The following is a 26,673-nucleotide window of genomic DNA, read 5'->3' on the forward strand; positions in this document are numbered from 1 at the left end:
GTTCCTCGAATCATCAGCTTCTTAAATCAGTGCGCGCCAAGTTCGCGAATCGTCTGCTTCAACGTTTCGAAGTCGTAATCCGAGAGGCCGATGTATTCGAGCACCAGCGGCCCGACGGCCTGCCATTCGAAGTCTTCGGTCTGGTTGCCCAGTACCCGGTAGGACGCGCAGATGTGCTCGGCCATTTTCAGGATCGCCAGCAGGTTTTTCATCTGACTGTTGCGCGAAGTCTCATCGCTGAAGATCGCCAGGGCATTGTGGTGATTGGCGATGGCCGCGCTGACGTGTTCCGGCAGGCGCCAGGACTTCGCGGTGTAGTAACCGACCACCGAGTGATTGGTGTTGTAGACGTCGTTCTCGGTGTCCACGACCCGGCGCTCGGCACTCGCGTTGGCGTAGGCCTTTTCGAGCGTCGTCATGTAATCCGGGAAACGCTGAAGCATCAGCGGCACGCCGCAGTCGTGGAACAGACCCAAGGCATAAGCCTCGTCGCTGGCCTCGGTGCCGACGCGCTTGGCCAGGGTCAGGCAGGTCATGGCCACGTCCTGGGCGGTGTCCCAGAAACGGTTGAGGGTGACGATGGTGTCGTCGTTCATTTCACCCTTGATCGACATCGCGTTGATCAGATTGATGATCGAGCGACTGCCCAACAGATTCACCGCGCGCTTGATCGAGGTGATCTTGTTGCTCAGGCCGTAATAGGGCGAATTGACGATTTTCAGCAGCGAGCCGGACAGGCCGGGATCCTGGGAGATCAGCTTGGCGATCGTCTCCAGGTCCGGGTCGGGCATGTACTGCTCCATTTGCAGATCCACCATGATCTGCGGCTGCGCGGGCACGCTGATGCCTTGCAGGGACTGTTGAATCTGTTCGGTGGTCAGCTCTTGGGACATAAGTACACACTCTGGGACAGGCGGCGATTCTAACCTCTAAAAACCGACGGACGACACACCAGCGGGCAATTCGCAGGAACTTTCACTTTCCCCCAGCCTTCGGAATCTGTAGTGCCCGGAACAGATCTGCATCGGTCTCGGGCAGTAATTCCAACAGACTCAGGAGCTTAACGATGGCGACTTCTCTCAGCGGCAAGCGCGTCGCTTTTCTGGTAACCGATGGTTTCGAGCAGGTTGAACTGACTGGCCCCAAACAGGCATTGGAGCAGGCCGGAGCGCAGGTTGACATCCTCTCTGCCGAAGCCGGCAGCGTCAAAGGCTGGAATCACGATAAACCGGCGGACGACTTCAAGGTCGACCAGACCTTCAAGGGCGCAAGCATCGATCAATACGATGCCGTGGTGCTCCCGGGCGGTGTGCAGAACTCTGACACCATCCGCATCGACCAGGACGCCCAGCATCTGGTCAAGACCGGTGCCTCCGCCGGCAAACCGATCGCAGTGATCTGCCATGGCAGCTGGCTGCTGATTTCGGCAGGACTGGTCAATGGCAAGACCATGACCAGCTACAAGACCGTCAAGGACGATCTGGTCAACGCGGGGGCGAACTGGGTTGATCAGGAGGTCGTAAAAGACAGACACCTGATCAGCAGCCGCCAACCAGACGATATTCCGGCGTTCAGCAATGCGCTGATCGACGCGTTGTCGGCATAGGGCATAAACGCGTGGAGACGGGGCGGGCCCGCTCGTGATGAGGTCAGCCGCGTTTCATCGCACGCCAAACCCGGCATAGGGCGCAACACGGTATACTCCCGCTCTTTTTTCCGGAGCGACGTCATGTCCCTGCCTAGCTTGCGCCTCAAAGCCAACGCCGACCGTCGCCTGCGCGCCGGTCACCTGTGGATCTACAGCAACGAAATCGACGTGGCCGCGACCCCGTTGCACGGCTTCAAGGCCGGCGACCAGGCGGTCCTCGAAGCCGCCGGCGGCAAGCCGCTGGGCATCGTCGCCATGAGCCCGAACAACTTGATCTGCGCGCGCCTGCTGTCGCGCGACATCAAGCTGGCGCTGGACAAGTCGCTGCTGGTGCATCGCCTGAACGTGGCCCTGTCGCTGCGCGAGCGTCTGTTCGACAAGCCGTTCTATCGCCTGGTCTACGGTGATTCCGACCTGCTGCCGGGCCTGGTGGTCGATCGTTTCGGCGACATCCTCGTGGTGCAGCTCGCCTCGGCGACCATGGAAGCGCATAAAGATGACGTGATCGCGGCGCTGACCCAAGTGCTCAAGCCAAGCGGCATCCTGTTCAAGAACGACTCCGCCGCCCGCGATGCCGAAGGCCTCGAGCGTTACACCGAAACCGTCTTCGGCCTGGTGCCGGAGTGGGTGGCGCTGGAAGAGAACGGCGTGAAATTCGAAGCGCCGGTGGTTCAAGGTCAGAAAACCGGCTGGTTCTACGACCACCGCATGAACCGTGCCCGCCTGGCCCCTTACGCCAAAGGCAAACGCGTGCTGGACCTGTACAGCTACATCGGTGGCTGGGGCGTGCAAGCCGCCGCATTCGGCGCCAGCGAAGTGTTCTGTGTCGACGCATCGGGTTTCGCCCTCGACGGCGTTGAGCGCAATGCCGCACTGAACGGTTTCGCCGACAAGATGACCTGCATCGAAGGCGACGTCTTCGAAGCCCTGAAGGAACTCAAGGCCAGCGAAGAGCGCTTCGACGTGATCGTTGCCGACCCGCCTGCGTTCATCAAACGCAAGAAAGACCTGAAAAACGGTGAAGGCGCGTACCGTCGCCTGAACGAGCAAGCCATGCGCCTGCTCAACAAGGACGGCATCCTGTTCAGCGCTTCGTGCTCGATGCACCTGCCGGAAGATGACCTGCAGAACATCCTGCTGACCAGCGCCCGTCACCTGGACCGCAACATCCAGCTGCTGGAGCGTGGTGGCCAAGGCCCGGATCACCCGGTACACCCGGCCATCCCGGAAACCCGCTACATCAAGAGCATCACCTGCCGCCTGCTGCCCAACAGCTGACAGACGCACGGCGTTGAAGCTATCGAAAGGGGAGCCCACGGCTCCCCTTCTTTTTGTCCTGAACTTTGCTTTCCTACATTTATCGTCCTGCAGACGTGCAGGATATTTCCGCGAATACTTTATTTACTGAAATTCAACTTACAAACTCAATTCCCACCAAAGATCACTCCGACAAAATTACTGGACAATTCCTACTTAATATTTGCTTGCGATTAATCCATTACAAACTATTATTAAGTCGTCACCACGGAGGTGACACCCACTAACCACGAAGCAACAATGAACAAGGAGTTCAATCATGAAAGCAATTACTCTGGAATCCCGCACCCTTGCAAACCTGGCTTTTCTGGTCGCACCTAAAGCCCGTTAAGTAAGGTGGGCGCTGGGTATAGCCGGCTACCCAGCGCCTCTGACAAAGCACCTATCCAGAGCAGCGTGCCCCAACATGCATATAAACCCTTATTTATTCATACTGCCACGAACGCCCGGCCAGATAGTCTGGAATTACAAAGACCATACTCAACATGAACTTGATCTTGAATATGCATCCCGACTGGCGCAACTTGTCCACGACCCTGACCTATATGACAACAGCAACATAATAGACACACAGTTATTAAATGCCGGAATACTGACTTCTTCAAAAATTCCGACACCTGTCTGGGGCTGGGATGAACTGTCCAGGATCTACCATATCGGGACTCGGAATATTCCGTGCGAACACACGCCCCGAAACATTCAGGAATGGTGCAGGCAATACCTCGAGCACTGCAACACAGTGCTTGCCACTCCACCGTCGGCCGACATCCCTGCGGATACCTGTCCGAACCCACTCATCGCCCTGCCCGAACCGCTGGCACTGAAGGACGACAGCCTGTTGAGTTCACTGACCCGACGAAAGACCTGCCGCTCCTTCACCGGTGCCGCCGTTTCGCTGGATGATGTCGGCACCTTGCTTTACCTGTCACTCGGCTACCTGCGAGAACGCGCAGCCGACCGCGACGACAGCATCGCCGACGGACTTGGAGCGCGACGCAGCAGCCCTTCCGGAGGCGGCCTCAATGCCTGCGCCGGGTTCGTGCTGGTGCAGAACGTCGACGCACTGGCGCCTGGCGTCTACGTCTACCACCCTGCCGAACACGCCCTGAGCTTCATCAGTCCCTTGCCCGACAGCGAATTTGGCAATCTGCTGGGGGGCCAGCACTTCATCAACAACCTGCCATTGGGCCTGTTCATCACCGCCCGCTTCGACCGGCTCTGGTGGAAATACCCGCATTCGCGCGCCTATCGAATGGCGTTCGTCGAAGCCGGGCACCTTTCGCAGACGTTTCAACTGGTGGCCACCGCGCTAGGCATGAACACCTGGCTCACGGGCGCGTTTTCCGATGAGCAGGTCGAAACATTGCTGAAGCTCGAGAACAGTGCGGAACAACCCTTGTTCTTCGTCGGTTGCGGGGAAAGCGATGGCCAAGCGATGTGTCAGGAAATGCGCGACCTGCTGCGTGAGGCACAGTCATGAGCGCCCTCGCCCCGAAGCCGGTCTTTCAGTTCACCCTGAGCGACTGGAACACCCGCGCCTCGGTCCGCACCAGCCCCCACGATTACCACTTGCCGGACAACGTGCAGGAACAACTGGAGACCCGGCACTGGTTTCCGCCGGCGTTCCTGCCCTATCTGGCCCACCCGTCTATTGAAGCAGCGGGCCGTTCGATGCTGCATCGGCTCACGGCCCGACATCTGGTGCATTTTCTCGACTACACCACGTTGCTCGAACACCGGATCGTCAATCGCGCCGTCGAAACCATCGTGCATGGGGAGCTTCCGGTCGCGGTGCCGGCGCCGATGAAAACCGCCGCGCTCCAGCTCTACACCGACGAGGGCTATCACGCCCTGTTTTCCAGTCAGGTGGCGGAGCAGATCGCCAGCCTCTACGCCATCGCCGGGCGCCCGGTCATGCCCAGACGGATCACCCGGATGAACCTGCTGATCGCACGCACCGGGCAGGAGCAACGTCCGCTGGCGTGCTTTCTTCTGGGTTTCGTTTCGGAAACCATCATTGCCCGTGAACTGCTGGATGTCTGCCGCGACAGCCTGGTGTCCGGCGTCAACGACATGTTGCGCGATCACCTCACCGACGAAGCGCGCCACAGCCGCTATTTCACCGAAGTGTTCCACTACCTCTGGTTGCACCTGAACCCGCGACAGCGAACGTTTACCGCGACGACCTTGCTCGACATTCTGGAAATCTTCTTCGACGTGGATGAGCACTGGCTCCAGGAAAGCCTCCGCGGCGCGGGTATTGCAAACACGACGGTGAGGGAGATTCTCGGCACGATGACAACGGCGCAAGCCCGTCGGCAGCGGGCACGGGCCGGCAGCCTCGCCACATTGAGCGCATTGAAAAAAGCCGGATTTTTTACCGAACCTCAAAACCAGACACTATTTGCCAGGGCAGGACTGATCGATGGATGACGGACAATCTGTGGTGACCCGACGACAGCGGCGCGGGGCTGTCAGTCTGTTGCTGGCAATGGTGTTGCTCGGCGTCTTTCCCTTGGATGTCCTGCTGCCTTCGTTCCCGGCCCTGGCCGAACACTTTCGCCGCACCCCGGCGGACATCGCCCTGTCGGTCAGCCTGTTTGCGGTCGGGATTGCCTTCGCCCAGTTGCTGATCGGGCCGCTGTCGGATGTGATCGGACGCAAGGGACTGCTGCTCGCCGGCATGAGCGTTTCCATACTCGGTGCCCTCGGGTGCGTGATGACCTCGGACTATTCGCTGTTTCTGATTTTTCGGGTGGTGCAGGCGCTGGGGTGCGGTTGCTTCGTGCTGTCACAGGCGCTGGTGCAGGACCTGTTTGAAGGCGAGCAACGTGATCGCCTGAGGATCCTGATGGTGACCGCCGGCGGGATTTTCATCTCGGTATCGCCGCTGGCTGGCACCTTTCTTCAGGCGACATTGGGCTGGCGCGGCAGTTTCTGGGTATTCATCGCATTATCAGCCGCAGTGCTGCTCAAGGCCTGGATGTTTCTGGAGAACTCCCGACCGAGCGCCAGCGGCACACGTACGAACTTCCTCACGGCCTATCGACGGGTTCTGGGAGATTTCGACTTCGTCGGTTACTGGCTGATTTCAGCGTTTGCATTCGCCTGCCACTTTTCATTCATCGTGATCTCGCCGCTGATCTTCATGGATCGGCTGCAACTGACCGCTTACGAATTTTCGTTGATCCTGCTGATCTACGGTGCGGCTTACGTCACCGGGGGCATCCTCGCCAGCGTGCTGAGCAGGCGTATCAACAGCGGCCAGCAGATGGTCGTCGGCCTGAGCCTGATCCTGTTCGCCGGCGTGGCCATGCTGTACCTGGCGTCGAACTTTGCACTGGCTCCGGCGACCGTGCTGATCCCGATGCTGATCTGCACCGCCGCCACCACCATTGCCCGGCCGGCGGCCACGTCCCGGGCCATGAGTCTGTTTCCGGAAAACGCCGGCACCTCGGCCTCGGCCGGCAGCACGATCATTTTCATCTGCGGCGGCTTGATCAGTGCCTTGATCAGCCTGAGCCCGACCAATCTGCAATCCACGCTGGGCTACAGCTTCGTGATACTCAGCGGGGTGGCACTGGCAATGAACGCGCGGATCAGCCGGCGCAACGATCTCGAGGGGCAACCGGACAGCGATTAATCCTGCCGGTCGTCATCCCGCACGCTTCGTCAGCACTGGAACAACGCTTTGCGCCATTCCCTCCTGACGCCAGCGGTGTAGAATCGCGAGATTCATCGCCATTCATCCCCGGCGGGTTTATGAGCTCAGGCTGAGACCAGCGGCGATCCCGCAACGTCATCGGCAACATCAGGACACACGGCCATTTCTGAGTGTTCCAGACGTCAATAGAAGCTCACTCCCCTTTGATACCTGATTAGCCGCCCGGAGTGCTCCATGCCAGATTACCGCTCGAAAACATCCACCCACGGCCGCAACATGGCCGGCGCCCGCGCACTGTGGCGCGCCACCGGGATGAAAGATGACGACTTCAAGAAGCCGATCATCGCCATTGCCAACTCCTTCACCCAGTTCGTCCCGGGCCACGTCCACCTGAAGGACCTCGGCCAGCTGGTTGCCCGTGAGATCGAACGCGCTGGCGGCGTTGCAAAAGAATTCAACACCATCGCCGTGGATGACGGCATCGCCATGGGCCACGACGGCATGCTCTATTCGCTGCCGAGCCGCGAGATCATCGCCGACTCCGTCGAGTACATGGTCAACGCCCACTGCGCCGACGCCATCGTCTGCATCTCGAACTGCGACAAGATCACCCCCGGCATGCTGATGGCCGCGCTGCGCCTGAACATCCCGGTGATCTTCGTCTCCGGCGGTCCGATGGAAGCCGGCAAGACCAAACTGGCCAGCCACGGTCTCGACCTCGTCGACGCCATGGTCATCGCCGCCGACTCCAGCGCTTCTGACGAGAAGGTTGCCGAGTACGAGCGCAGCGCCTGCCCGACCTGCGGTTCGTGCTCCGGCATGTTCACCGCCAACTCGATGAACTGCCTGACCGAGGCCCTGGGCCTTGCATTGCCGGGCAACGGTTCGACCCTGGCCACCCACAGCGACCGCGAACAGCTGTTCCTGCAGGCCGGCCGTACCATCGTCGAGCTGTGCAAACGCTACTACGGCGAGAACGACGAGTCGGTACTGCCGCGCAACATCGCCAACTTCAAGGCGTTCGAGAACGCGATGATGCTCGACATCGCCATGGGCGGTTCGACCAACACCATCCTGCACTTGCTGGCCGCAGCCCAGGAAGCAGAGATCGACTTCGACCTGCGTGACATTGATCGTCTGTCGCGCAAGGTGCCGCAACTGTGCAAGGTCGCGCCGAACATCCAGAAGTACCACATGGAAGACGTGCACCGCGCCGGCGGCATCTTCAGCATTCTCGGTTCGCTGGCCCGTGGCGGCCTGCTGCACACCGACCTGCCGACCGTGCACAGTCGCAGCATGGAAGAAGCCATCGCCAAATGGGACATCACCCAGACCGACGATGAAGCCGTGCATCATTTCTTCAAGGCCGGCCCGGCCGGCATTCCGACGCAGACCGCGTTCAGCCAGTCGACCCGCTGGGAAACCCTGGACGACGACCGTGAAAACGGCTGCATCCGCAGCTTTGAACACGCTTATTCGAAAGAAGGCGGCCTGGCCGTGCTGTACGGCAACATCGCCCTGGACGGCTGCGTGGTGAAAACCGCCGGTGTCGACGAGTCGATCCACGTGTTCGAAGGCAACGCGAAGATCTTCGAAAGCCAGGACAGCGCCGTACGCGGCATCCTCGCCGACGAAGTAAAGGAAGGCGACATCGTCATCATTCGCTACGAAGGCCCGAAAGGCGGCCCGGGCATGCAGGAAATGCTCTATCCGACCTCGTACCTGAAATCCAAAGGCCTGGGCAAAGCCTGCGCCCTGCTGACCGACGGTCGTTTCTCCGGCGGTACGTCCGGCTTGTCCATCGGCCACGCTTCACCAGAGGCTGCGGCCGGCGGCGCGATCGGCCTGGTACAGGACGGCGACAAGGTGCTGATCGACATTCCGAACCGTTCGATCAACCTGCTGATCAGCGACGAAGAACTGGCGGCACGCCGGGTCGAGCAGGACAAGAAAGGCTGGAAACCGGTCGAACAGCGTCCACGCAAAGTGACCACCGCCCTCAAGGCCTACGCCCTGCTGGCGACCAGCGCCGACAAGGGTGCTGTGCGTAACAAGGCGATGCTCGACGGGCTGTAAGCGTCAAATCGCAGAAACAAAAATGCCCCGCCAAGTGCGGGGCATTTTTTTGCCTTCAGGTTTACTGAATTTCTTCCGGTTTGACGATCACCCAGTTCTTGTCCGCCGTCACCGGCAAACCTTCTTTCGCCTGGGCCGCCGCGTGCTTGGCCATCATGCCCTGAATCTGGGTCATGTACTTGTCCTTGCGGTTGACCCACAAGTGAATGCCACCCTTGGCCACGTCCACATCGTGGAACAGCATGTAGCCGTCGCTGGTCGGCGTGTCGCCACCCACCAGTACCGGTTTTTTCCACTCGTCGATGTAGGTCAGGATCGCCGCGTGCTTGCCGGCCATCCAGGTCGCCGGGGTCCACAGGTACGGGGTCAGTTCGAGGCCGAGGTTGGCTTTCTCGTCATATTTGCCGGCGGTAATCTGCTTGCGCGCGGTGGTCAGCTCGCCGGTTTCGCGGTTCTTCAGCAAGGTGGTCACGCCGATCACGTTCTGCGGTTTGACGTTGTAGCCGTACTTCGGATCCGCCGCGACCATGCGCACCAGTTCTTCGGAGGCGGCGGTCATCACGTAGACCTCGATGCCGTTCTCCATCAGTTTGTTGTACAGCTCTTTCTGGCCAGTGAAGATCTTCGGCGGATTCACATCCAGGTTCTTGACCACATCACCTTCGTAATAGGTCGCCGGCACCGGTTTGCCCGAGGCCATCAGCTCATCGACGTAGCCCTTGAGTTCCTTGAGGGTGAAGCCGGAAAACACCTGCGCGACCCATGGATAGCAGACCATGTCGTCGACTTCGCAGAGGCGGTAGTAGTAGCTGAACAGGCTTTCCTTGTGGTCGGCGGTGTCCTTGAACGGCATCAGTTTGAGGGAGGGGTCGAGCTTGTCACGGGTGATCAGGCCCTTGTTTTCCATGAACGGCAGCAACGACTCTTCGAGGTCGTAGCGGTAACTGGTGTTGTCCATGTCGAACACCGCGTAGTTACCCTTGTTGGCGTTGGCGGCGATCATCGCGTCCAGCGCCTTGGCCTGATCGGCCGGCCAGTGTTTCAGGTCGGTGGCGAATGCCTGAGTGGCCAGGCCCATCCCCACAGTCAGTGCGACAGCCAGAAATTTCGGTGTGAACTTCATTGGCGCTTTCTCCCTGGGTCAAAGAAATCGACGCTAACAAATATGTGTGACAGTCCTCGTCTGTCAGCGACCGTCCACGTCCGTTTCGCGCCAGTTGCATCCCCGAGAGCGACACCCGCTTATTCCAAAAACGACGGATCACCTTCGATTTCGGTATTAAATCATTGGAAATCAAACTGTTAGGCTTGCCGGTTCGCAACAGCCCCGGAAGGTTGTTGGCACAGTCTTTTCTGGAGTTCTCATGAATCTGCCCCTGATTCTCAACTTGCTGGTGTTCCTCGCCCTGCTCTTCGGTCTGGCGCAAACCCGTCACACCTCGTGGAGCCTGGCGAAAAAAGTCCTGCTCGCGCTGGTGCTGGGCGTGGCATTCGGCATCGCGTTGCACACGATCTACGGTGCCGGCAACCCGGTGTTGAAAGCCTCGATCGGCTGGTTCGATCTGGTCGGCAATGGTTACGTGCAACTGCTGCAAATGATCGTGATCCCGCTGGTGTTCGCCTCGATCCTCAGCGCCGTGGCCCGTCTGCACAACGCTTCGTCGCTGGGCAAGATCAGCTTCCTGACCATCGGCACGCTGCTGTTCACCACCGCGATTGCCGCGCTGATCGGCATCGGCCTGACCAACCTGTTCGGCCTGACCGCCGAAGGTCTGGTTGCCGGCACGCAGGAAATGGCCCGTCTGCAAACCATTCAGACCGACTACGCGGGCAAGGTCGCCGACCTGAATGTGCCGCAACTGCTGCTGTCGTTCATCCCGCAGAACCCGTTCGCCGACCTGGCCCGGGCCAAGCCGACCTCGATCATCAGCGTGGTGATTTTCGCTGCGTTCCTGGGGGTTGCCGCGCTGCAACTGCTCAAGGATGACGTCGAGAAAGGTCAGAAAGTGATCAACGCCATCGACACCCTGCAAGCCTGGGTGATGCGTCTGGTGCGTCTTGTGATGAAGCTGACCCCGTACGGCGTGCTGGCGCTGATGACCAAAGTGGTGGCCGGTTCCAACCTGCAGGACATCATCAAGCTCGGCAGTTTCGTAGTGGTGTCGTACCTCGGCCTGGGCCTAATGTTTGTGGTGCACGGCTTGCTGGTGTCGGCGGCCGGGATCAACCCGCTGCGTTTCTTCCGCAAGATCTGGCCGGTGCTGACATTTGCGTTCACCAGCCGCTCCAGCGCCGCGAGCATCCCGCTGAGTATCGAAGCGCAGACCCGTCGTCTGGGCATTCCGCAATCGGTGGCAAGCTTCGCTGCTTCGTTCGGCGCGACCATCGGCCAGAACGGCTGCGCCGGTCTGTACCCGGCGATGTTGGCGGTGATGGTTGCGCCAACCGTCGGCATCAACCCGCTGGATCCGCTGTGGATCGCGACGCTGGTGGCGATCGTGACCCTGAGTTCGGCCGGTGTGGCGGGCGTGGGTGGCGGTGCGACCTTCGCCGCGCTGATCGTGCTGCCGGCCATGGGCTTGCCGGTTTCGCTGGTGGCGTTGCTGATTTCGGTAGAGCCGCTGATCGACATGGGTCGCACGGCGCTGAACGTGAGCGGTTCGATCACCGCTGGCGCGATTACCAGCCAGGTGATGCAGCAGACCGACAAGGCACTGCTGGATGCCGATGAGCATGCGGAGCTTGCTCAGGCTTGATTGACGTTGTGGCGAGGGAGCGTGCTCCCTCGCCCCAGGTTCAGGCTTTTTCCCAGACTTCGAAATTGTAAGCCGGTTTGTCGCCTTCAGCCGGATTCGGCACGTTCGACACCAGCTTCCACTGGTTCAGATCGAACTCCGGAAACCACGCATCGCCTTCCGGGCTCAGTGCCACACGGGTCAGATACAGACGATCCGCCTGCGCCAGCCCCTGCGCATACAACTGCGCCCCGCCAATCAGCATCAACTCATCGACGCCCTGCTCTTTCGCCCACGCTTCGGCGCGAACCACGGCCGCTTCCAGCGACGGATAGACTTCCGCGCCTTCCAGCACCAGATCGGTCTGGCGGCTGACCACGATGTTCAAGCGGCCCGGTAGCGGACGACCCAGCGAATCCCAGGTCTTGCGGCCCATGATGATCGGCTTGCCGAGCGTCGTGGCCTTGAAGTATTTGAAGTCCCCCGGCAGGTGCCAGGGCATGCTGTTGTCGATGCCGATCACACGGTTTTCACCGAGGGCTGCAATCAGGCTGAGGGGGAGTGATTTAGTCATGCCGGCGAGGATACCAGAGCCGCCCTTACCCCGATAAGCGCCACAGCGGTTATGCTCACGGCTCAATCAAGCAACGGGATGCCGCGTGACTGAACTGACTTCACTGCAAAACCTCTGGCTCACCGAAACCGTGCGCCTGCGCGAAGAACACGCAGGCCCGCTGGACGATCTGGAAGCCAATCGCCTGGCCCGCGCGGCCGGCGGCGACCTGCCGGGACGCATTCAACGCCGCGCCCTGTGGCTGGCCGAGCGCGATGGCCTGACCTCTGCGCTCAAGCACTGGCTGCAAGGCGCGCGCCTGGCGCTGGTGCTGCTGGCGATCTTCGCCGTATTGAGCGGCGCAGGGCTGGCCTTCGCCGCACTGGGCCAGACGCCGGTCAATGTGTTCTGGGCCCTGGGCAGTCTGCTGGGGTTGAATCTGATTCTGCTGCTGAGCTGGTCGCTGGGGCTGATCTTCACTGGCGAACACGGCGCCACCCTTGGCCGCTTGTGGCTGTGGCTCAGTGAAAAACTCGCCCGCGATGCCAAGGCTGCCCAACTGGCGCCGGCCCTGCTGTTGATGTTGCAACGCAAGAAGCTCAATCGCTGGGCGCTCGGCACGCTGGTCAACGGCCTGTGGCTACTGGCGATGGTCAGCGCGCTGGTTTTGCTGCTGACGCTGATGGCGACCCGGCGCTACGGCTTCGTCTGGGAAACCACGATTCTCAGCGCCGACACGTTCATCAACATGACCCAGGCCCTCGGCGCATTGCCGGCGCTGCTGGGCTTCAACGTGCCGACCGTGGACATGATCCGCGCCAGCGGCGACACCGCGCTGAACATCGAAAGCGCCCGTCAGGCCTGGGCGACCTGGCTGGTCGGCGTGCTGGTGGTGTACGGCGTACTGCCGCGCCTGCTGTTGGCGCTGTTTTGCTTCTGGCGCTGGAACAGCGGCAAAGCGGCGTTGCGGCTGGACCTGAACCTCCCCGGCTACGCCCAACTGCGCGAAAGCCTGATGCCGACCAGCGAACGCCTCGGCATCACCGACCCCGAGCCTGCGCAATTGCACCGCATCGAAAGCACCGTCGGCGAACACGCCAGCGACGGGGCGTTGCTGGTGGCGATCGAACTCGACGATCAACACTCATGGCCGCCGACGCTGCCGAAAAACGTCAGCAACGCTGGCATCCTCGACAGTCGCGAATCGCGCAACAAACTGCTCGAACAGCTCAGCCGTTTTCCGCCGGCGCGCCTCGCGATCGCCTGCGACCCACGGCGTTCGCCGGATCGCGGCAGCCTGGCGCTGATTGCCGAGCTGGCGCGCAATGCCACTGCGACCCGTGTCTGGTTGTTGCAGGCGCCGCAAGGACAAGCGCTGGACGCCGAACGCCTCGGTGACTGGCACGTGGCGTTGCAACAACTGGAACTGCCGTTCGCCGATTGCGCCCCGTTGAACTGGCTGGAGCACGGACATGACTGATGCCTGGAAAGCGCCGCTGAAACTGGCGGTGGTCGGCCACACCAACGTCGGCAAGACTTCGCTGCTGCGCACCCTGACCCGCGACGTCGGATTCGGCGAAGTCTCCCATCGCCCGAGCACCACGCGGCATGTCGAAGGTGCACGGTTGTCAGTGGATGGCGAACCGTTGCTCGACCTCTACGACACGCCCGGTCTGGAGGACGCCATCGCCCTGCTGGATTTTCTCGAGCGTCTGGAACGTCCCGGCGAACGCCTCGACGGCCCGGCACGGCTGGCGCGGTTTCTCGACGGCAGCGAAGCGCGCCAGCGCTTCGAACAGGAAGCCAAAGTCCTGCGGCAACTGCTCGATTCCGATGCCGGCCTGTACGTGATTGACGCCCGCGAACCGGTGCTGGCCAAGTACCGCGACGAACTGGAAGTGCTGGCCAGTTGCGGCAAGCCGCTGCTGCCGGTGCTGAATTTCGTCAGCAGCGCCAACCATCGCGAACCGGACTGGCGTGAAGCCCTGGCGCGCCTCGGCCTGCACGCGCTGGTGCGTTTCGACAGCGTCGCCCCGCCGGAGGATGGTGAGCGTCGGTTGTATGAAAGCCTCGCTCTGTTGCTGGAGAACGCCCGCCCACAACTTGAACGCCTGATCGCCGATCAACAGGCCCAACGCCTCGCCCGCGAGCAAAGCGCCGCACGCCTGATCGCCGAACTGCTGATCGATTGCGCCGCGTGCCGACGCAGCGTGGCGAGCAACGCCGAGCAGGAACAACAGGCCATCAGCGAATTGCGCAAAGCCGTGCGTCAGCGCGAACAACGCTGCGTCGAGGCGCTGCTCAAGCTCTACGCCTTCCGCCCGCAGGACGCCGCCGCCAGCGACCTGCCGCTGCTCGACGGACGCTGGGGCGACGACCTGTTCAACCCGGAAACCCTCAAGCAACTCGGCGTGCGGGTCGGCGGCGGGATTGCCGCCGGAGCCGCAGCCGGTGCGGGTGTGGATTTGCTGGTCGGTGGTATCACCCTAGGTGCCGCCGCCCTGGCCGGTGCCATTGCCGGCGGCGCCCTGCAAACTGCCCGCAGCTACGGCAACCGCCTGCTCGGCAAGATCAAAGGGCAGCGAGAGCTGACGGTCGACGACAACGTGTTGCGCCTGCTGGCCCTGCGTCAGCGGCAACTGTTGCAAGCGCTGAACGCCCGAGGCCATGCGGCGCTGGACAGCATTCAGGTGGCGACGCCGCAGGACAAGACCTGGCGCGAAGGCAAGCTGCCGGAGGCGCTGAACATTGCCCGGGCCCACCCGCAATGGTCGTCGCTCAACCCGCATCCGAAACTGAATCAGGCCCAGCGTCAGGAACAGATCGATGAACTGGTCGGCAAGGTCCTCGAACTCTAGAACCAGCCAAGTTTGAGGAACGGTTTGACCAGCGCCGTCACCCGGCTGCGATCGGTGCGATTGGCGCGCCCGTCGTTGTCGACGTCCGAACACAGGACAACTTCGAAGCGGCCATCGTTATCCAGGTCGTGGACGGCGGCTTTGTAAGCGATGGTTTCGCCCTGGTGAAAGTGCAGCCTCACTGATTCCGGCGTTCCATCGCTGCCGGGGTTCAGAGCGAAGATCCGCAGATGTCGCGTGTCCTCGTCGGCCGCGTTGAACCAGGCGCATTTCAGATAGGTTCGGGTGAAGCTGCGCAGTTGCGCGACTTCACGGGCAGAGGCTTCGCGCCAATCCTGTTCGGTGTGATGAAAGCGCAACTGGACAGTGTCCCCTGCGCCGCTGCCGGACCGATCCCGGGCAATCACTTTCATAAAACGCATCCGTGCGCTCCTTCGGCAAAAAACCAGTCTGGGCCGAAGGGGCAACACGCGCCATGCACCGTTTCCCGGTTTGGCGTAAGAAGGTTCAGCGCGCCTCGCGGGACAGCACGGTAAAAGCCTTGCCCTTCAACAACGCAAGATCCATCACCGGCACAGCCATCTCCTTCGCCAGCTCATCCCACTGGCGCATCCGCAGGCTGACGGCGCACAACGGATCGCGCTCGAACGCATCGGCTTCAGCCTCGGTCATCACTCCGCCCTGATATTCCAGGGTGCGGCGGCTGGCTTCGCTCAAGCGGTGGTAATAGCTCGGATCCCTGAGCGTCAGATAGCGCTTGGCCTGGACGTGATATTCCACCAGCCGCGCCATGCGTTCGCTGAAGCCGGCCTCACGCAAGTAATCCGCGCCGAGGCGTTCGTGGCTGACCACGCCGTAACCGCCCATGTTCTCCGCGCCTTCGGCACACAAATGGCCGATGTCGTGGAAGAACGCAGCGAGCACCACTTCGTCGTCAAAGCCTTCGGCGATGGCCAGTTGCGCTGCCTGGGACATGTGCTCGATCTGCGACACCGGTTCGCCGATGTAGTCGCTGGCGCCGAAGCGCTCATAGAGGCCGAACACCCGATCGATGACTTGCTCGTGAATCGACATCAGCGCTCTCCAAAAAGCTGTGCAACATTGCGCTCGGCCATGGCCGGGCCAACGCTCATGCCGACGCCGCTGTGCATCAGCGCCACACTCAGCCCCGGCGCCGGACGCAGGAATGAAAAAGGCCCCGGACCACGGGAACCATAGACACCCTGCCAGCGCTCGACCACTTGCACCTTGCAGCCGAGGGTCTGCTCGGCCAGTTCGAGCATCCAGTTGTCGACCTGCTCGGCGTTGAACGGTGATGGATCGCTGCCGTAATGGTGCGAATCGCCGATGATCAGCTCGCCATAAGGTGTCGGGCTGATCAGCAGGTGAATGCCGTTTGCCTGCAGGTGCGGTTGTTCGCGCAGGATTTGCGCCTGCACTTCCGCGGCTTCCGGCAAGTCAGCGAAGGCGCCGTAATGCACGCAGCTGAGGCCTGTGAGCAAGGCGTGTTGCAAGTTCAGGTCGATCTGCGGCCGGACGCGGAGCATTTGCAGGCGGCAGATTTGCGGGTCGAGGGCGGCAATCGGCTCGGCCAGCAAGGTCTGATAATCGTGGCCGGAGCAGACGATGATCTGTTCGGCGAAGAAGATCCCGGCAGTGCTGTGCAGGCGCCCCGGTTCGACGTCGCACACCAGCGTGGAGAAGTGAAACTCGACCTTGAGTTCGCGACGCAGGTATTCGATCAGCGCCGGAATCGCTTCCCGGGAATACAGCTGCTGATCGTCCATGCCATGCAGCGCGGCGCGGTGATGGCTGAACTGACCGCCGTACAAATCGCGCAACGCGGCACCGCGCAGCAGCTCGACGCGGTAGTCGTGCTCGACGGCGCGCCCGGCGCAGAACGCTTCGAGCAAGTGCTCTTCGGCCTCGGTGCGGGCGAACAGGTACGAGCCGTTGCGCTTGAGTTGCAGGCCGGCGAGCTGCGCCCACTGACCCCAGATCTCGCGGCTGGCCTTGGCCAGTTCGAGCATCGGACCCGGTGGCTGACCGGTGACCAGCGCCTGGCCGAAGTTGCGCACCGAAGCGCCGAGTGGCGTGGCGGTGCGCTCGAAAACCGTGACCTTGAGACCGCGCCGGGCGGCGGCATAGGCGTGGGACAGGCCCAGGATGCCGGCGCCGACGATCAGCAAGTCGTTGTGTTGTGTCATTGAGAGGTGCTCTGAATGCGAGACCGCCATCGCTGGCAAGCCAGCTCCCACATTGCCCGGTGCGGAATACACATTGTGCGAACGCCGCCAAACCTGTGGGAGCTGGCTTGCCAGCGATGGGGCCCGAGCAGACACCGCGTCAACTTCATCGCTGGCAAGCCAGCTCCCACAGGCCCTGGTTTCGCCTGTGATTCTGGAGTTGGGTCAGGGCGACAAGCGGCTGGTCGGGCGTGTATCCGGCGATACCCATCTGCTGCTGGAAATCGGCGCGCCGGAACTGGATCTGGTCCTGCGCTTTCGCGCCCATGCCCTGATGCAGGCGCTGGAAGGCAAAAACCTGCACGGCGTGATCGACCTGACACCGGGCATTCGTTCGCTGCAGATCCACTACCAGCCCGAACAACTGCCGCTGGCCGATCTGCTCGGCATCGTCGCCGGTGAATGGGATGCGGTGTGCGCCGCCCAGGACTTGCAAGTGCCGTCGCGGATCGTCCACTTGCCCCTGTCGTGGGACGACCCGGCCTGCCAGTTGGCGATCGAGAAATACATGACCACCGTGCGCAAGGACGCGCCGTGGTGCCCGAGCAATCTGGAGTTCATCCGCCGCATCAACGACCTGCCGAATCTCGACGAGGTGCAGCGCACGGTGTTCGATGCCAGCTATCTGGTGATGGGCCTGGGTGACGTCTACCTCGGTGCGCCGGTCGCCACCCCGCTCGACCCGCGCCATCGGCTGGTGACCACGAAATACAACCCGGCGCGCACCTGGACCGCCGAGAACTCGGTGGGCATCGGCGGCGCCTACATGTGCGTGTACGGCATGGAAGGCCCCGGCGGTTATCAGTTTGTCGGGCGCACCTTGCAGATGTGGAACCGCTATCGCGAAGTCGCCGCGTTCGACGGCAAACCGTGGCTGCTGCGGTTTTTCGATCAGATCCGTTTCTACCCGGTCAGCGCCGAAGAACTGCTGCGCATCCGCCGGGATTTTCCTCTCGGCCGCTTCGACCTGAACATCGAACAGAGCCAGCTCAACCTCGCCGACTACCAGGCCTTTCTGCAACGCGAAGCCGAGACCATCGACGCCTTCCGAACGCAGCAACAGGGTGCCTTTCAGGCGGAGCGCGAACGCTGGATCGCCAGCGGCCAGGCGCACTTCGACAGCGAAGAAGCCGTGCCGGACAGCAGCGAAGACACACCGCTGACCAGCGGCCAGCAGAGTATCGACAGCCACATTGCCGGCAACCTCTGGCAGGTGCAGGTCGAGGTCGGCAGCCGCGTGGCGGCCGGTGATGTGCTGGTGATTCTGGAGTCGATGAAGATGGAAATCCCCGTGCTCGCGCCCATGGCCGGGGTGGTGCAGGACATTCGCGTGCAGCCGGGATCGGCGGTGCGTGCCGGACAACGGGTCGTGGTGCTGGAACTCGACTGAAACCATTTGCCAAAGGATCAACCCATGAATCTGCAACTCGATGCCCTGCGCCGGGCCTACCGCAATGGCGACACCACACCCCGGCAATTGCTGTTGGCGTTGCGGGAAAAAGCCGCCGCGCTGAACCCGGACTATCACCTGTTCATCCATCTGCTCAGCGCCGAAGAACTGGAACCGTATCTGGCCGCCCTCGACGGTCGCGACCTCGACAGCCTGCCGTTGTATGGCGTGCCGTTCGCGATCAAGGACAACATTGATCTGGCCGGTGTCCCGACCACCGCTGCATGTCCGGCGTTCGCCTACGTACCGGAACGTTCGGCGACCATCGTCGAGCAACTGCTGGCGCTGGGCGCGATCCCGCTGGGCAAGACCAATCTCGACCAGTTCGCCACCGGTCTCAACGGCAGCCGCTCGCCGTACGGCGCCTGCCCGAATAGCGTGTTGGCGGAATATCCGTCCGGCGGCTCAAGCGCCGGCTCATCGCTGGCCGTGGCGCTCGGCCTGGCCAGTTTCGCGTTGGGCACCGACACTGCCGGCTCCGGCCGGGTGCCGGCGGCGTTGAACAATCTGGTGGGCCTGAAGGCCAGCAAAGGGCTGATCTCCACCGCCGGCGTGCTGCCGGCCTGTCGCACGCTGGACTGCGTCACCACGTTCACCGCAACGGCCCGGGAAGCCAGTCAGCTGCTGGCGCTGACCGCGCGCCTCGATCCGAGGGACGAATACAGCCGCAGCAATCCGTCATGGAACGACGGCACCGCGTTCGGCGCGCCACGGCCGTTTCGCTTCGGTGTACCGCGTGCGCAAGACCTGGCGTTTTTCGGCTGTGAGGAAGGCCCGCTGCTGTTCAGCGATGCCATCGACCGTCTGAAAGCTCTGGGCGGTGAAGCGGTCGAGCTGGACTTGTCGCCGTTCCTCGAAGCGGCGCGGTTGCTCTATGAAGGGCCGTGGGTGGCCGAGCGCTACAGCGTGGCCGGCGAGTTGATGGAAGAAAATCCCGAAGCAGTGCTGCCGGTGATCCGCGCGGTGCTGGCCAAAGCACCGGCCGTCAGCGGCGTGCAGACGTTCCGTGCGCAATACCGCCTGCAAGCGCTGAAAGCCGTTTGCGATAAAGCACTGGAAGGACTCGACTGCGTGCTCACGCCCACCATCGGTCGTCCGGTGACGCTGGCGGAACTCGACGCCGAACCGGTGCTGCGCAATTCCGAACTGGGCTACTACACCAACTTCATGAACCTGCTCGATTACGCTGCCGTCGCCGTGCCCAGCGGTTTCATGGCCAACGGGCTGCCGTGGGGTGTAACGCTGTTTGGCCGAGCGTTCACCGATCAGTATCTGCTGGGCATGGCCGATGCCTTGCAGCGCCAGCATGATCTCGCGCTGCCGACGCCGAACAACCCGGCGCGACATGACCGTGCACGACTGGTGGTCTGCGGTGCGCACCTGGACGGACTGGCCCTGAACTGGCAGTTGCGGCAACGCGGCGCACGCCTGATCGAGGCCACTTACAGCTCGAAGAACTACAAACTCTATGCCTTGGCCGGCGGCCCACCGTTGCGTCCAGGAATGCTGCGCGTGGCCGAAGGTGGCGTGGCCATTGCAGTGGAAGTCTGGGAGTTGCCGAGCAGTGAACTGGGCTCGTTCCTGACCGGCATCCCGGCACCGCTGGGACTGGGCAAGGTGCAACTGGCGGATGGCCGTTGGGAAAGCGGATTCATCTGCGAACCCTACGGCCTGGAAGGTGCGATCGACATCAGCCACCTGGGCGGGTGGCGAGCGTATCTGCAAACCGGAAACTGATCCGAACAGCGGCCCCCTTTCGTTCCGGGAGGGGGCTGGATGAGTGAGCCATTCTCCAGACACCCCTGCCCGGCTGATCCCCCCGCATTTCAGGCACAAATCCCGCAGTCTTTTCCCCGCCGTGCCACTAGAATGCTGCCCATCGGGTCACTGTCAACGGAATTGCCAATGCCGCTCAGATCTGCGTTTCACTCCCAACGTTCGCTGGTACTGACCCTCGTCGCCCTGCTCGGCGCAGGTTTCCTTGCTACTTCGCTGCTCAGCTACTACGCCTCGCGGGCGTCGATCCGCGACAACATCGTCAACACCGAACTGCCGCTGACCTCCGACACGGTCTATTCGGAAATCCAGAAAGACCTGGTCAGGCCGATCCTTATTTCTTCGATGATGTCCCGCGACACCTTCATGCGCGACTGGGTGGTGAACGGCGAGAAAGACAGCGACCAGATGACCCGCTACCTCGACGAGGTCATGACCCACTACGGCGCCTACACAGCGTTTTTCGTCTCCAACAGCACCCACACTTACTACCACGCCAAAGGTGTGCTCAAGCAGGTAAAGATCGACGAGCCGCGCGACGCCTGGTACTTCCGCGTGCGCGACATGAAGGATCCGTACGAGATCAATGTCGACCCGGATCTGGCCAACAAAGACAACATGACCTTCTTCATCAACTACAAGGTCTACGACTACAACAATCGCTTCATCGGCGCCGCCGGCGTAGGGCTGACGGTGGACGCGGTAATCAAGCTGATCGACAAATATCAACAGCGCTATCAACGCAGTGTTTACTTCGTCGACACCTTCGGTCGGCTGGTACTGACCGGCGCCGAGGGCGGGCCGGAAGGTGCGCGGGTCGGGAAAAGCCTGACCGACCTCGACAGCATGAAAAGCCTGGTCAGCCAGCTGCCCAAACCCCACAGCGGCAGCTACGAATATTCCACCCACGGCCAGGGGCATTTCCTCAACGTGCGGTTTATTCCGGAGCTGAACTGGTACTTGTTCGTCGACAAACGCGAAGACGGCGCGCTGAGTGAAATCCGCCAGTCGCTCTATCTCAACCTGCTGATCTGCCTGCTGGTGACGCTGATCGTGCTGGCGCTGGTCAATCGCTTGATCAAGCGCTATCAGGACAAGATCCACGCTCAGGCCACCCTCGACAGCCTCACCGAACTGCCCAACCGCCGCGGCTTCGACCTGCTCGCGGTGCAAGCGCTGCACGAAGCGCACCGTGAGCCGAAACCGCTGACCGCGCTGCTGCTGGATCTGGATCACTTCAAGGTTTTGAACGACACCTACGGGCACATGGCCGGCGATCAGGTGCTGATCGGATTCGCCCGGGACCTGCAAAGTTGTCTGCGGCATTCCGATATTGTCTGCCGTTGGGGCGGTGAGGAATTTATCGTGCTGCTGAAGGACACCGACGGCGAGACCGGTCAGAAGATTGCCGAGAAGATCCGCCAGCACGTCGAACAGCATGAATATGCCTACAACGGTCACACCCTGAATCTGACCGTCAGCATCGGCGCCACCACCCTGCAACCGGATGACACCTTGCACAGTCTGCTGTCCCGGGCCGATCATGCGATGTACCGGGCCAAACAGACCGGCCGTAACCGCACCTGCGTGGAAATGCCTCACTCGACCTATGCCTGACACCAAGAACACACCTGACCTCTGCCCGGCCTGCGGCGCCCGCAACGACTGCACCCTGGCCGACCCGCGCACCGCCGACCGTGCCTGCTGGTGCTACGGAGTATCCATCGACCCGGCAGTGCTCGAAGCCCTGCCGCCGGAACTGCGCGACAAGTCCTGCCTGTGCCCGCGTTGCGCTCAGGTTGAGGCGCAACTGCAAGCGGCCAGGCCGTCGATCCCGTAAGATGCGCGGCCCGCTTCCTGCCGATTCCTGATCATGCGCGTCGACCGTTTCCTCAGTAACCTGCCCCGCTACAACCGCAAGCAGGTTCGCCTGTTGCTGGTGGAAAAGCGCGTGCGCATTGACGGAAAAGTCGTCAGCGATCCCCACAGCGAAGTCCTGGAGTTCAGCCGCGTGGAGGTCGACGACGAAGTGCTGCAACCCGGCAAACCGGCGCGCTACTTCATGCTGTACAAACCGCAAGGCTGCGTCAGCGCCACCCGCGATCCCGAGCATCCGACCGTGCTCGACCTGATCCACGAGCCGGACAAGGACGACCTGCACATCGCCGGACGCCTCGACTTCAACACCACCGGGCTGATGCTGATCACCAACGATGGCACCTGGTCGCGGCGCCTGACCCAGCCGCAGACCAAACTGCCGAAGGTCTATTACGTCAAGACCGAACAGGACATCGGCCCGGAATATGCGATCAAGTTCGCCGATGGGATCTACTTCGCCTTCGAAGACCTGACCACCCAACCGGCGCAGCTGCAAGTGCTCGGCCCGCGAACGGCGCGGTTGAGCATCGTCGAAGGTCGTTACCATCAGGTGAAGCGCATGTTCGGCCACTTCAACAACAAAGTGCTGCGCCTGCACCGCGAATCCATGGGCCCGCTGGCGCTGGATCACGCGCTAAAACCGGGCGAGTACCGCGCTTTGCGCACCGAAGAGATTCATTTGTTCTAAGCAGCCGACCGCTCAGCAGAAGTTGTCGAACAATTTACCAACGGCACTTGCGCGATCCGGATCCCCCTGCTTGAATCAGGTCGTCGGCCAAATTGTGACCGATGAGTCACACATAACATCCAAGAAACTTTTTGTCGGTAGACAGCCCATCAGGGCTGCGCCTCAGCCGGCAGACTGCCCGCCAATAACAACACCCGTCGACCTGCCGTATCGGATCGACATGGGCCACAAAATTCCAGGCATATGCCTACCTGTCACAAAGCTCGTGCAATCTCATTTGCGCGCATACCCGCTTGCTTGCCAGGAGTCTTATGACATGAGGCCAGAAATCGCTGTGCTGGATATACAGGGTCAGTATCGGGTTTACACGGAGTTCTATCGCGCAGACGCCGCAGAAAAGACCATCATCCTGGTCAACGGCTCGATGGCCACGACTGCGTCGTTTGCACAAACCGTGAAAAATCTGCACCCGCAATTCAACGTGGTCTGCTACGACCAGCCCTATGCGGGTAAGTCGAAAGTCCACAACCGCCACGAGAAACATCTGACGAAAGAAGTCGAAGGTCTGATCCTGCTGGAGCTGATCGATCACTTCGCCGCTGAACACGTGCTGTCGTTCTCCTGGGGTGGCGCTGCGACCATGGTCGCCCTCGCGCATCAGCCTCGGCGCATTGAAAAAGCCGTGATCAGCTCGTTCTCCCCGGTGATCAATGCACACATGCTTGATTACCTCGAACGCGGCGTCGAATGCCTCGGCAAACGCGACGGCGATCGGGTCGGCCACCTCGTCAACGACACCATCGGCAAACACCTGCCGTCGCTGTTCAAGCGCTTCAACTATCGCCACGTCAGCAGCCTGGCCGAGCACGAATACGGGCAGATGCATTTCCACATCAACGACGTGTTGCACAGCGATCGTCAGTGCTATTTGAACGCGGCGAAGAAAATCAACGTACCGGTGCTGTTCCTGAACGGCGAATGGGACGAATACACCGCCGCCGAAGATGCGCGCCTGTTCGGCAACCACGTCGCGCAGAGCACCTTCACCACCCTGCAGGCCACCGGGCACTTCCTCGACATGGAACACAAATCCGCCTGCCGGGACAGCCAGAACGCCCTGCTCGGTTTCCTGAAACCGGCGCAACAGGCCAGCCGAACGCGTTACCAGTTTGTCCAGGATCACCATGCATTGGCCATTTGAAACAGTGTCGTCGCGAGCAAGCCTGCAGGCCTGAGATTCAGCCGTCCTCCAGCCCGCAGCGCTTGCCCGCGATTGACCGATTTCGGCTCTGTTTCAAGACTTTCCGTAGTTCGCGTGCAAAGAAAACTTCAAATCCGTGGCCGAGTCTGGTACAAAGTCAGCCGCTCTGAGCGGGTGTCGTATAATGGCATTACTCCAGCTTCCCAAGCTGATAACGAGGGTTCGATTCCCTTCACCCGCTCCAATCGAATTTATGTCCTGCGTCGTGGTTTGACGGGGGATGCGGAAACAGAAAAAACCGGCCTTGATGGCCGGTTTTTTTGTGTCTGCGTTTTGAGGTCAACTGCTTGTTCGGCAAAGAACAATTCAGAAACACACCGTTGATTGCAGTTACGGTACGCCTCTCTACTCTTCATTCTCTCCAACCACAAGAAACACAATTTGCTCAAAGGAATGATCCATGAGTACGGTTTCCCATCAAGATTCTGACCGATTGGAAACCACTACACTGCGGTAAATACAGAGCGCAAACCGTAAATGGCCTTTTAATCGAAGAGGGTTCACATCCAGTGCAGGAAGACAAAAGGCTTGGAATGACGGATGAAGAACAGGCCATCTGGGACGATGCGATCAGGTTCGCACGATCAAACAAGAAGGTTATTGGCAAGCGACTCACGGATCAGACCCGGTATCCGCCCGAAAAAGAGCCTGTTTCAGTTTTCATGGCTGGATCGCCGGGCGCTGGCAAGACAGAGGCATCATTAGCCCTGCTGAACCTTTTCTCTGATACGCCGATCCTGCGAATCGATCCAGACGACCTCAGAAACGAATTTGAAGCCTATCAAGGTGGCAATGCCTGGCTTTTCCAAGGCGCCGTTTCAATTCTGGTAGGAAAGCTGATTGATCTTGCCCTGGATCGAAAACAATCTTTCCTGCTCGACGGGACGCTTTCGAATATAGAAATCGCAAGGAACAATGTGCGGCGTTGCCTGGACAAGGGGAGATTTGTACAAATTCTCTATGTCTATCAAGACCCCAGGCTTGCCTGGTCCTTTGTCAGGGCTCGTGAGGAAGCCGAAGGACGCAGAATTCGACCGGAGCATTTCGTCGACCAATATTTTGCAGCACGTGACGTGGTAAACACGCTTAAGCTAGAGTTTGGCAAGGATCTTCATGTCGATCTGCTTGTGAAGCACATTGATAATTCTGGCCGCCTCTACAAGGCTGGCGTTGACAAGATCGACTACCATATCCCAGAGAAGCATACGAGACACGACCTGATGGCCATGCTTGGGATAAATGACGGAGCAACCCCATGTTTTCCATGAAACTCGGATCCCCAAAGGAGTCCACGAGTCCATTCGCAGACTTCATTCGTAATGCGAAATCGGAAGAAAAAAAGCGCGTTTACAGTGAAGTGCTAACCGAAGCCACCAAAAAACAGAATGAAGTGATGCTGGCTGCACGTGAAAAGCAAGCCTGATTACGTTAGTGGATTCCAAAATTGCCCGGCCAAGTGCCGGGCTTTTTCATTCTGACGTTGGCGTGGTTCTCAAGCTTTTGCACGAAAAGAATATGAGAGTCTCGCGCGGATCATTACAGGGGAGAAATTCAGTAGACCGGCGTAGATGGCCGTTTTTTGAGGCCTGATGTCTAATGACACGCAAGCTAGTTTTGAACCATTCAGAAACAACACGTTGATTGAATTCCCCCCGTGTGCGCTTACGCTCCTGACAATCAGCCACTCATGTCGTGAGCGCTCCTATGTCGAAGCGTTCGGCCCCAAGGGAAATGATCCGCATGCTTTATCCAATCGCAATATCCCCCAGCGAAGGCGACTCAACATGGGGTGTTGAAGTACCAGACCTCCCCGGTTGTTTCTCCGCCGGAAACGATCAGGACCATGCGTTGGAAATGGCCAAAGAAGCGATAGAAATCCACATCGAGATTCTCGCTGAGAGCGGTGCAGTGATACCTGCCGCCAGCAAGATCAGTAACCATGTTTCCGATCCGAGGTTTGCAAACTGCGTATGGGCGTTGGTGGATGTGGACATCAGTCAGTGCCTGGGGAATACGCAAAAGGTCAACATCACACTCCCAGGCTATTTGTTGAGCCGCATCGACCTTCACGTCAGCCAGCATCCGGAGGAAAAGAGTCGTTCCGCGTTTTTGGCTTCGGCTGCGTTGCGTATGTTGAGTTCGTGAATAATCTCGACCCCGATGGATCTGATCTGCACGGAGAATCTGCAATGAGCAGCGAAACCATCCGTAACCGAAAAGACCTGAACATTGCATTTGCTCGGATGGAAAAGCTCTGGGGGGCTGAACCCGGATCATCCGATGGAAATGAACTGGAAAACCTCGCAGTGCTTATCGAGCAATATGAGAAGGAGCACTACCCGATGCCCACTGAAAAGAACGACATCCGAACGAACGACCAGTAATCCTGTAGGAATCGCCGCACACAAACATGGCGTGATGCTCGCCATGTTTTCAGACGTTTCCCAGCGACCAGTCCTTGAGACTCCGCTAGCATTCGCACACCCAAGAGGACGCTTGGGGTTAACGGATGTACTCAACAAG

General features: G+C 60.5%; 24 protein-coding genes, 1 tRNA gene and 1 pseudogene. 20 read left to right on the top strand and 6 right to left on the bottom strand.

What is annotated here, in order from left to right:
• Positions 1–26 precede the first annotated feature (26 nt).
• Positions 27–839 (bottom strand): HDOD domain-containing protein, encoded by an 813-nt coding sequence (locus tag JKA62_RS05265; protein ID WP_176247728.1) that lies wholly within the window; start codon positions 837–839, stop codon positions 27–29.
• 227 nt (positions 840–1,066) lie between these two features.
• Here JKA62_RS05265 and JKA62_RS05270 point away from each other — a divergent pair, with 227 nt between their 5' ends.
• From JKA62_RS05270 to ilvD, 6 genes are all read left to right on the top strand, one after another.
• Complete coding sequence (locus JKA62_RS05270) at positions 1,067–1,606, top strand: type 1 glutamine amidotransferase domain-containing protein (protein WP_201816650.1); 540 nt, start codon at positions 1,067–1,069, stop codon at positions 1,604–1,606.
• 123 nt (positions 1,607–1,729) lie between these two features.
• Complete coding sequence (locus JKA62_RS05275; protein ID WP_011336401.1) at positions 1,730–2,926, top strand: class I SAM-dependent rRNA methyltransferase; 1,197 nt, start codon at positions 1,730–1,732, stop codon at positions 2,924–2,926.
• Positions 2,927–3,371: 445 nt separating this feature from the next.
• Positions 3,372–4,445 (top strand): SagB family peptide dehydrogenase, encoded by a 1,074-nt coding sequence (locus JKA62_RS05280; RefSeq protein ID WP_011336402.1) that lies wholly within the window; start codon positions 3,372–3,374, stop codon positions 4,443–4,445.
• A complete protein-coding gene (locus JKA62_RS05285) occupies positions 4,442–5,398 on the top strand; it encodes a diiron oxygenase (protein ID WP_011336403.1) in 957 nt (318 codons plus the stop codon). The genes JKA62_RS05280 and JKA62_RS05285 overlap by 4 nt, the downstream gene beginning before the upstream one ends.
• Complete coding sequence (locus JKA62_RS05290; protein WP_201816653.1) at positions 5,391–6,608, top strand: multidrug effflux MFS transporter; 1,218 nt, start codon at positions 5,391–5,393, stop codon at positions 6,606–6,608. Before JKA62_RS05285 ends, JKA62_RS05290 begins: the two co-directional genes overlap by 8 nt.
• Before the next feature lie 255 nt (positions 6,609–6,863).
• On the top strand, positions 6,864–8,705 hold the full coding sequence (gene ilvD / locus JKA62_RS05295; protein WP_011336405.1) for a dihydroxy-acid dehydratase: 1,842 nt from the start codon (positions 6,864–6,866) through the stop codon (positions 8,703–8,705).
• Between the two features lie 61 nt (positions 8,706–8,766).
• Here the strand turns inward: ilvD and JKA62_RS05300 are convergent, their stop codons facing one another.
• Complete coding sequence (locus tag JKA62_RS05300; protein WP_011336406.1) at positions 8,767–9,828, bottom strand: phosphorylcholine phosphatase; 1,062 nt, start codon at positions 9,826–9,828, stop codon at positions 8,767–8,769.
• A 241-nt stretch (positions 9,829–10,069) separates the two neighbouring features.
• On the opposite strand from JKA62_RS05300, the gene JKA62_RS05305 reads away from it, so the two are divergent.
• Positions 10,070–11,461 carry an L-cystine transporter gene (locus JKA62_RS05305; RefSeq protein ID WP_011336407.1) on the top strand — a complete coding sequence of 464 codons (1,392 nt, stop codon included), beginning with the start codon at positions 10,070–10,072 and terminating at the stop codon, positions 11,459–11,461.
• 40 nt (positions 11,462–11,501) lie between these two features.
• Here the strand turns inward: JKA62_RS05305 and JKA62_RS05310 are convergent, their stop codons facing one another.
• Positions 11,502–12,014 carry a dihydrofolate reductase gene (locus tag JKA62_RS05310; RefSeq protein ID WP_201816656.1) on the bottom strand — a complete coding sequence of 171 codons (513 nt, stop codon included), beginning with the start codon at positions 12,012–12,014 and terminating at the stop codon, positions 11,502–11,504.
• 85 nt (positions 12,015–12,099) lie between these two features.
• Here JKA62_RS05310 and JKA62_RS05315 point away from each other — a divergent pair, with 85 nt between their 5' ends.
• Both JKA62_RS05315 and JKA62_RS05320 read left to right on the top strand, forming a co-directional pair.
• Positions 12,100–13,473 (top strand): DUF2868 domain-containing protein, encoded by a 1,374-nt coding sequence (locus tag JKA62_RS05315; protein WP_201816659.1) that lies wholly within the window; start codon positions 12,100–12,102, stop codon positions 13,471–13,473.
• Positions 13,466–14,851: a GTPase/DUF3482 domain-containing protein gene (locus JKA62_RS05320; protein ID WP_011336410.1), complete on the top strand. Its 1,386-nt coding sequence runs from the start codon at positions 13,466–13,468 to the stop codon at positions 14,849–14,851. The genes JKA62_RS05315 and JKA62_RS05320 overlap by 8 nt, the downstream gene beginning before the upstream one ends.
• On the opposite strand, the gene JKA62_RS05325 is transcribed toward JKA62_RS05320, so the two are convergent.
• The 3 genes from JKA62_RS05325 to JKA62_RS05335 form a co-directional block, all read right to left on the bottom strand.
• The gene (locus JKA62_RS05325; RefSeq protein WP_011336411.1) at positions 14,848–15,273 is read right to left on the bottom strand and encodes a hypothetical protein; all 426 of its coding nucleotides are present in this window, start codon (positions 15,271–15,273) and stop codon (positions 14,848–14,850) included. The two genes, JKA62_RS05320 and JKA62_RS05325, sit on opposite strands and share 4 nt — an antisense overlap.
• Positions 15,274–15,358: 85 nt before the next feature.
• A complete protein-coding gene (locus JKA62_RS05330) occupies positions 15,359–15,925 on the bottom strand; it encodes a phosphonate degradation HD-domain oxygenase (protein ID WP_011336412.1) in 567 nt (188 codons plus the stop codon).
• A complete protein-coding gene (locus tag JKA62_RS05335; RefSeq protein ID WP_041475451.1) occupies positions 15,925–17,058 on the bottom strand; it encodes a TIGR03364 family FAD-dependent oxidoreductase in 1,134 nt (377 codons plus the stop codon). Before JKA62_RS05335 ends, JKA62_RS05330 begins: the two co-directional genes overlap by 1 nt.
• Before the next feature lie 91 nt (positions 17,059–17,149).
• Between JKA62_RS05335 and JKA62_RS05340 the strand changes: the two are divergent.
• The 11 genes and pseudogenes from JKA62_RS05340 to JKA62_RS05390 form a co-directional block, all read left to right on the top strand.
• Positions 17,150–18,487 (top strand): annotated as a pseudogene (locus tag JKA62_RS05340) (carboxyltransferase domain-containing protein); the annotation flags it as partial.
• A gap of 24 nt (positions 18,488–18,511) precedes the next feature.
• On the top strand, positions 18,512–20,284 hold the full coding sequence (atzF, locus tag JKA62_RS05345; RefSeq protein WP_201816673.1) for an allophanate hydrolase: 1,773 nt from the start codon (positions 18,512–18,514) through the stop codon (positions 20,282–20,284).
• A gap of 168 nt (positions 20,285–20,452) precedes the next feature.
• Positions 20,453–21,940, top strand: coding sequence for a sensor domain-containing diguanylate cyclase (locus JKA62_RS05350; RefSeq protein WP_085655528.1), 1,488 nt, complete (start codon positions 20,453–20,455; stop codon positions 21,938–21,940).
• Positions 21,933–22,163: a cysteine-rich CWC family protein gene (locus tag JKA62_RS05355; RefSeq protein WP_201816676.1), complete on the top strand. Its 231-nt coding sequence runs from the start codon at positions 21,933–21,935 to the stop codon at positions 22,161–22,163. The genes JKA62_RS05350 and JKA62_RS05355 overlap by 8 nt, the downstream gene beginning before the upstream one ends.
• A 33-nt stretch (positions 22,164–22,196) precedes the next feature.
• Positions 22,197–22,889, top strand: a complete 693-nt coding sequence (locus tag JKA62_RS05360) for a pseudouridine synthase (RefSeq protein ID WP_201816679.1) — start codon at positions 22,197–22,199, stop codon at positions 22,887–22,889.
• A 316-nt stretch (positions 22,890–23,205) separates the two neighbouring features.
• Complete coding sequence (locus JKA62_RS05365) at positions 23,206–24,090, top strand: alpha/beta fold hydrolase (RefSeq protein ID WP_011332879.1); 885 nt, start codon at positions 23,206–23,208, stop codon at positions 24,088–24,090.
• 170 nt (positions 24,091–24,260) lie between these two features.
• Positions 24,261–24,334, top strand: a tRNA-Gly gene (locus JKA62_RS05370).
• A 349-nt stretch (positions 24,335–24,683) separates the two neighbouring features.
• Complete coding sequence (locus tag JKA62_RS05375; protein ID WP_041475165.1) at positions 24,684–25,418, top strand: zeta toxin family protein; 735 nt, start codon at positions 24,684–24,686, stop codon at positions 25,416–25,418.
• Positions 25,406–25,573: a hypothetical protein gene (locus tag JKA62_RS05380; protein ID WP_167443763.1), complete on the top strand. Its 168-nt coding sequence runs from the start codon at positions 25,406–25,408 to the stop codon at positions 25,571–25,573. Before JKA62_RS05375 ends, JKA62_RS05380 begins: the two co-directional genes overlap by 13 nt.
• Before the next feature lie 317 nt (positions 25,574–25,890).
• A complete protein-coding gene (locus tag JKA62_RS05385) occupies positions 25,891–26,295 on the top strand; it encodes a type II toxin-antitoxin system HicB family antitoxin (RefSeq protein WP_041475514.1) in 405 nt (134 codons plus the stop codon).
• Between the two features lie 44 nt (positions 26,296–26,339).
• A complete protein-coding gene (locus tag JKA62_RS05390) occupies positions 26,340–26,534 on the top strand; it encodes a hypothetical protein (RefSeq protein ID WP_201816681.1) in 195 nt (64 codons plus the stop codon).
• Positions 26,535–26,673 lie beyond the last annotated feature (139 nt).

The sequence above is a fragment of the Pseudomonas sp. B7 genome (assembly GCF_016735645.1).
GTDB classification, from domain to species: domain Bacteria; phylum Pseudomonadota; class Gammaproteobacteria; order Pseudomonadales; family Pseudomonadaceae; genus Aquipseudomonas; species Aquipseudomonas glycinae.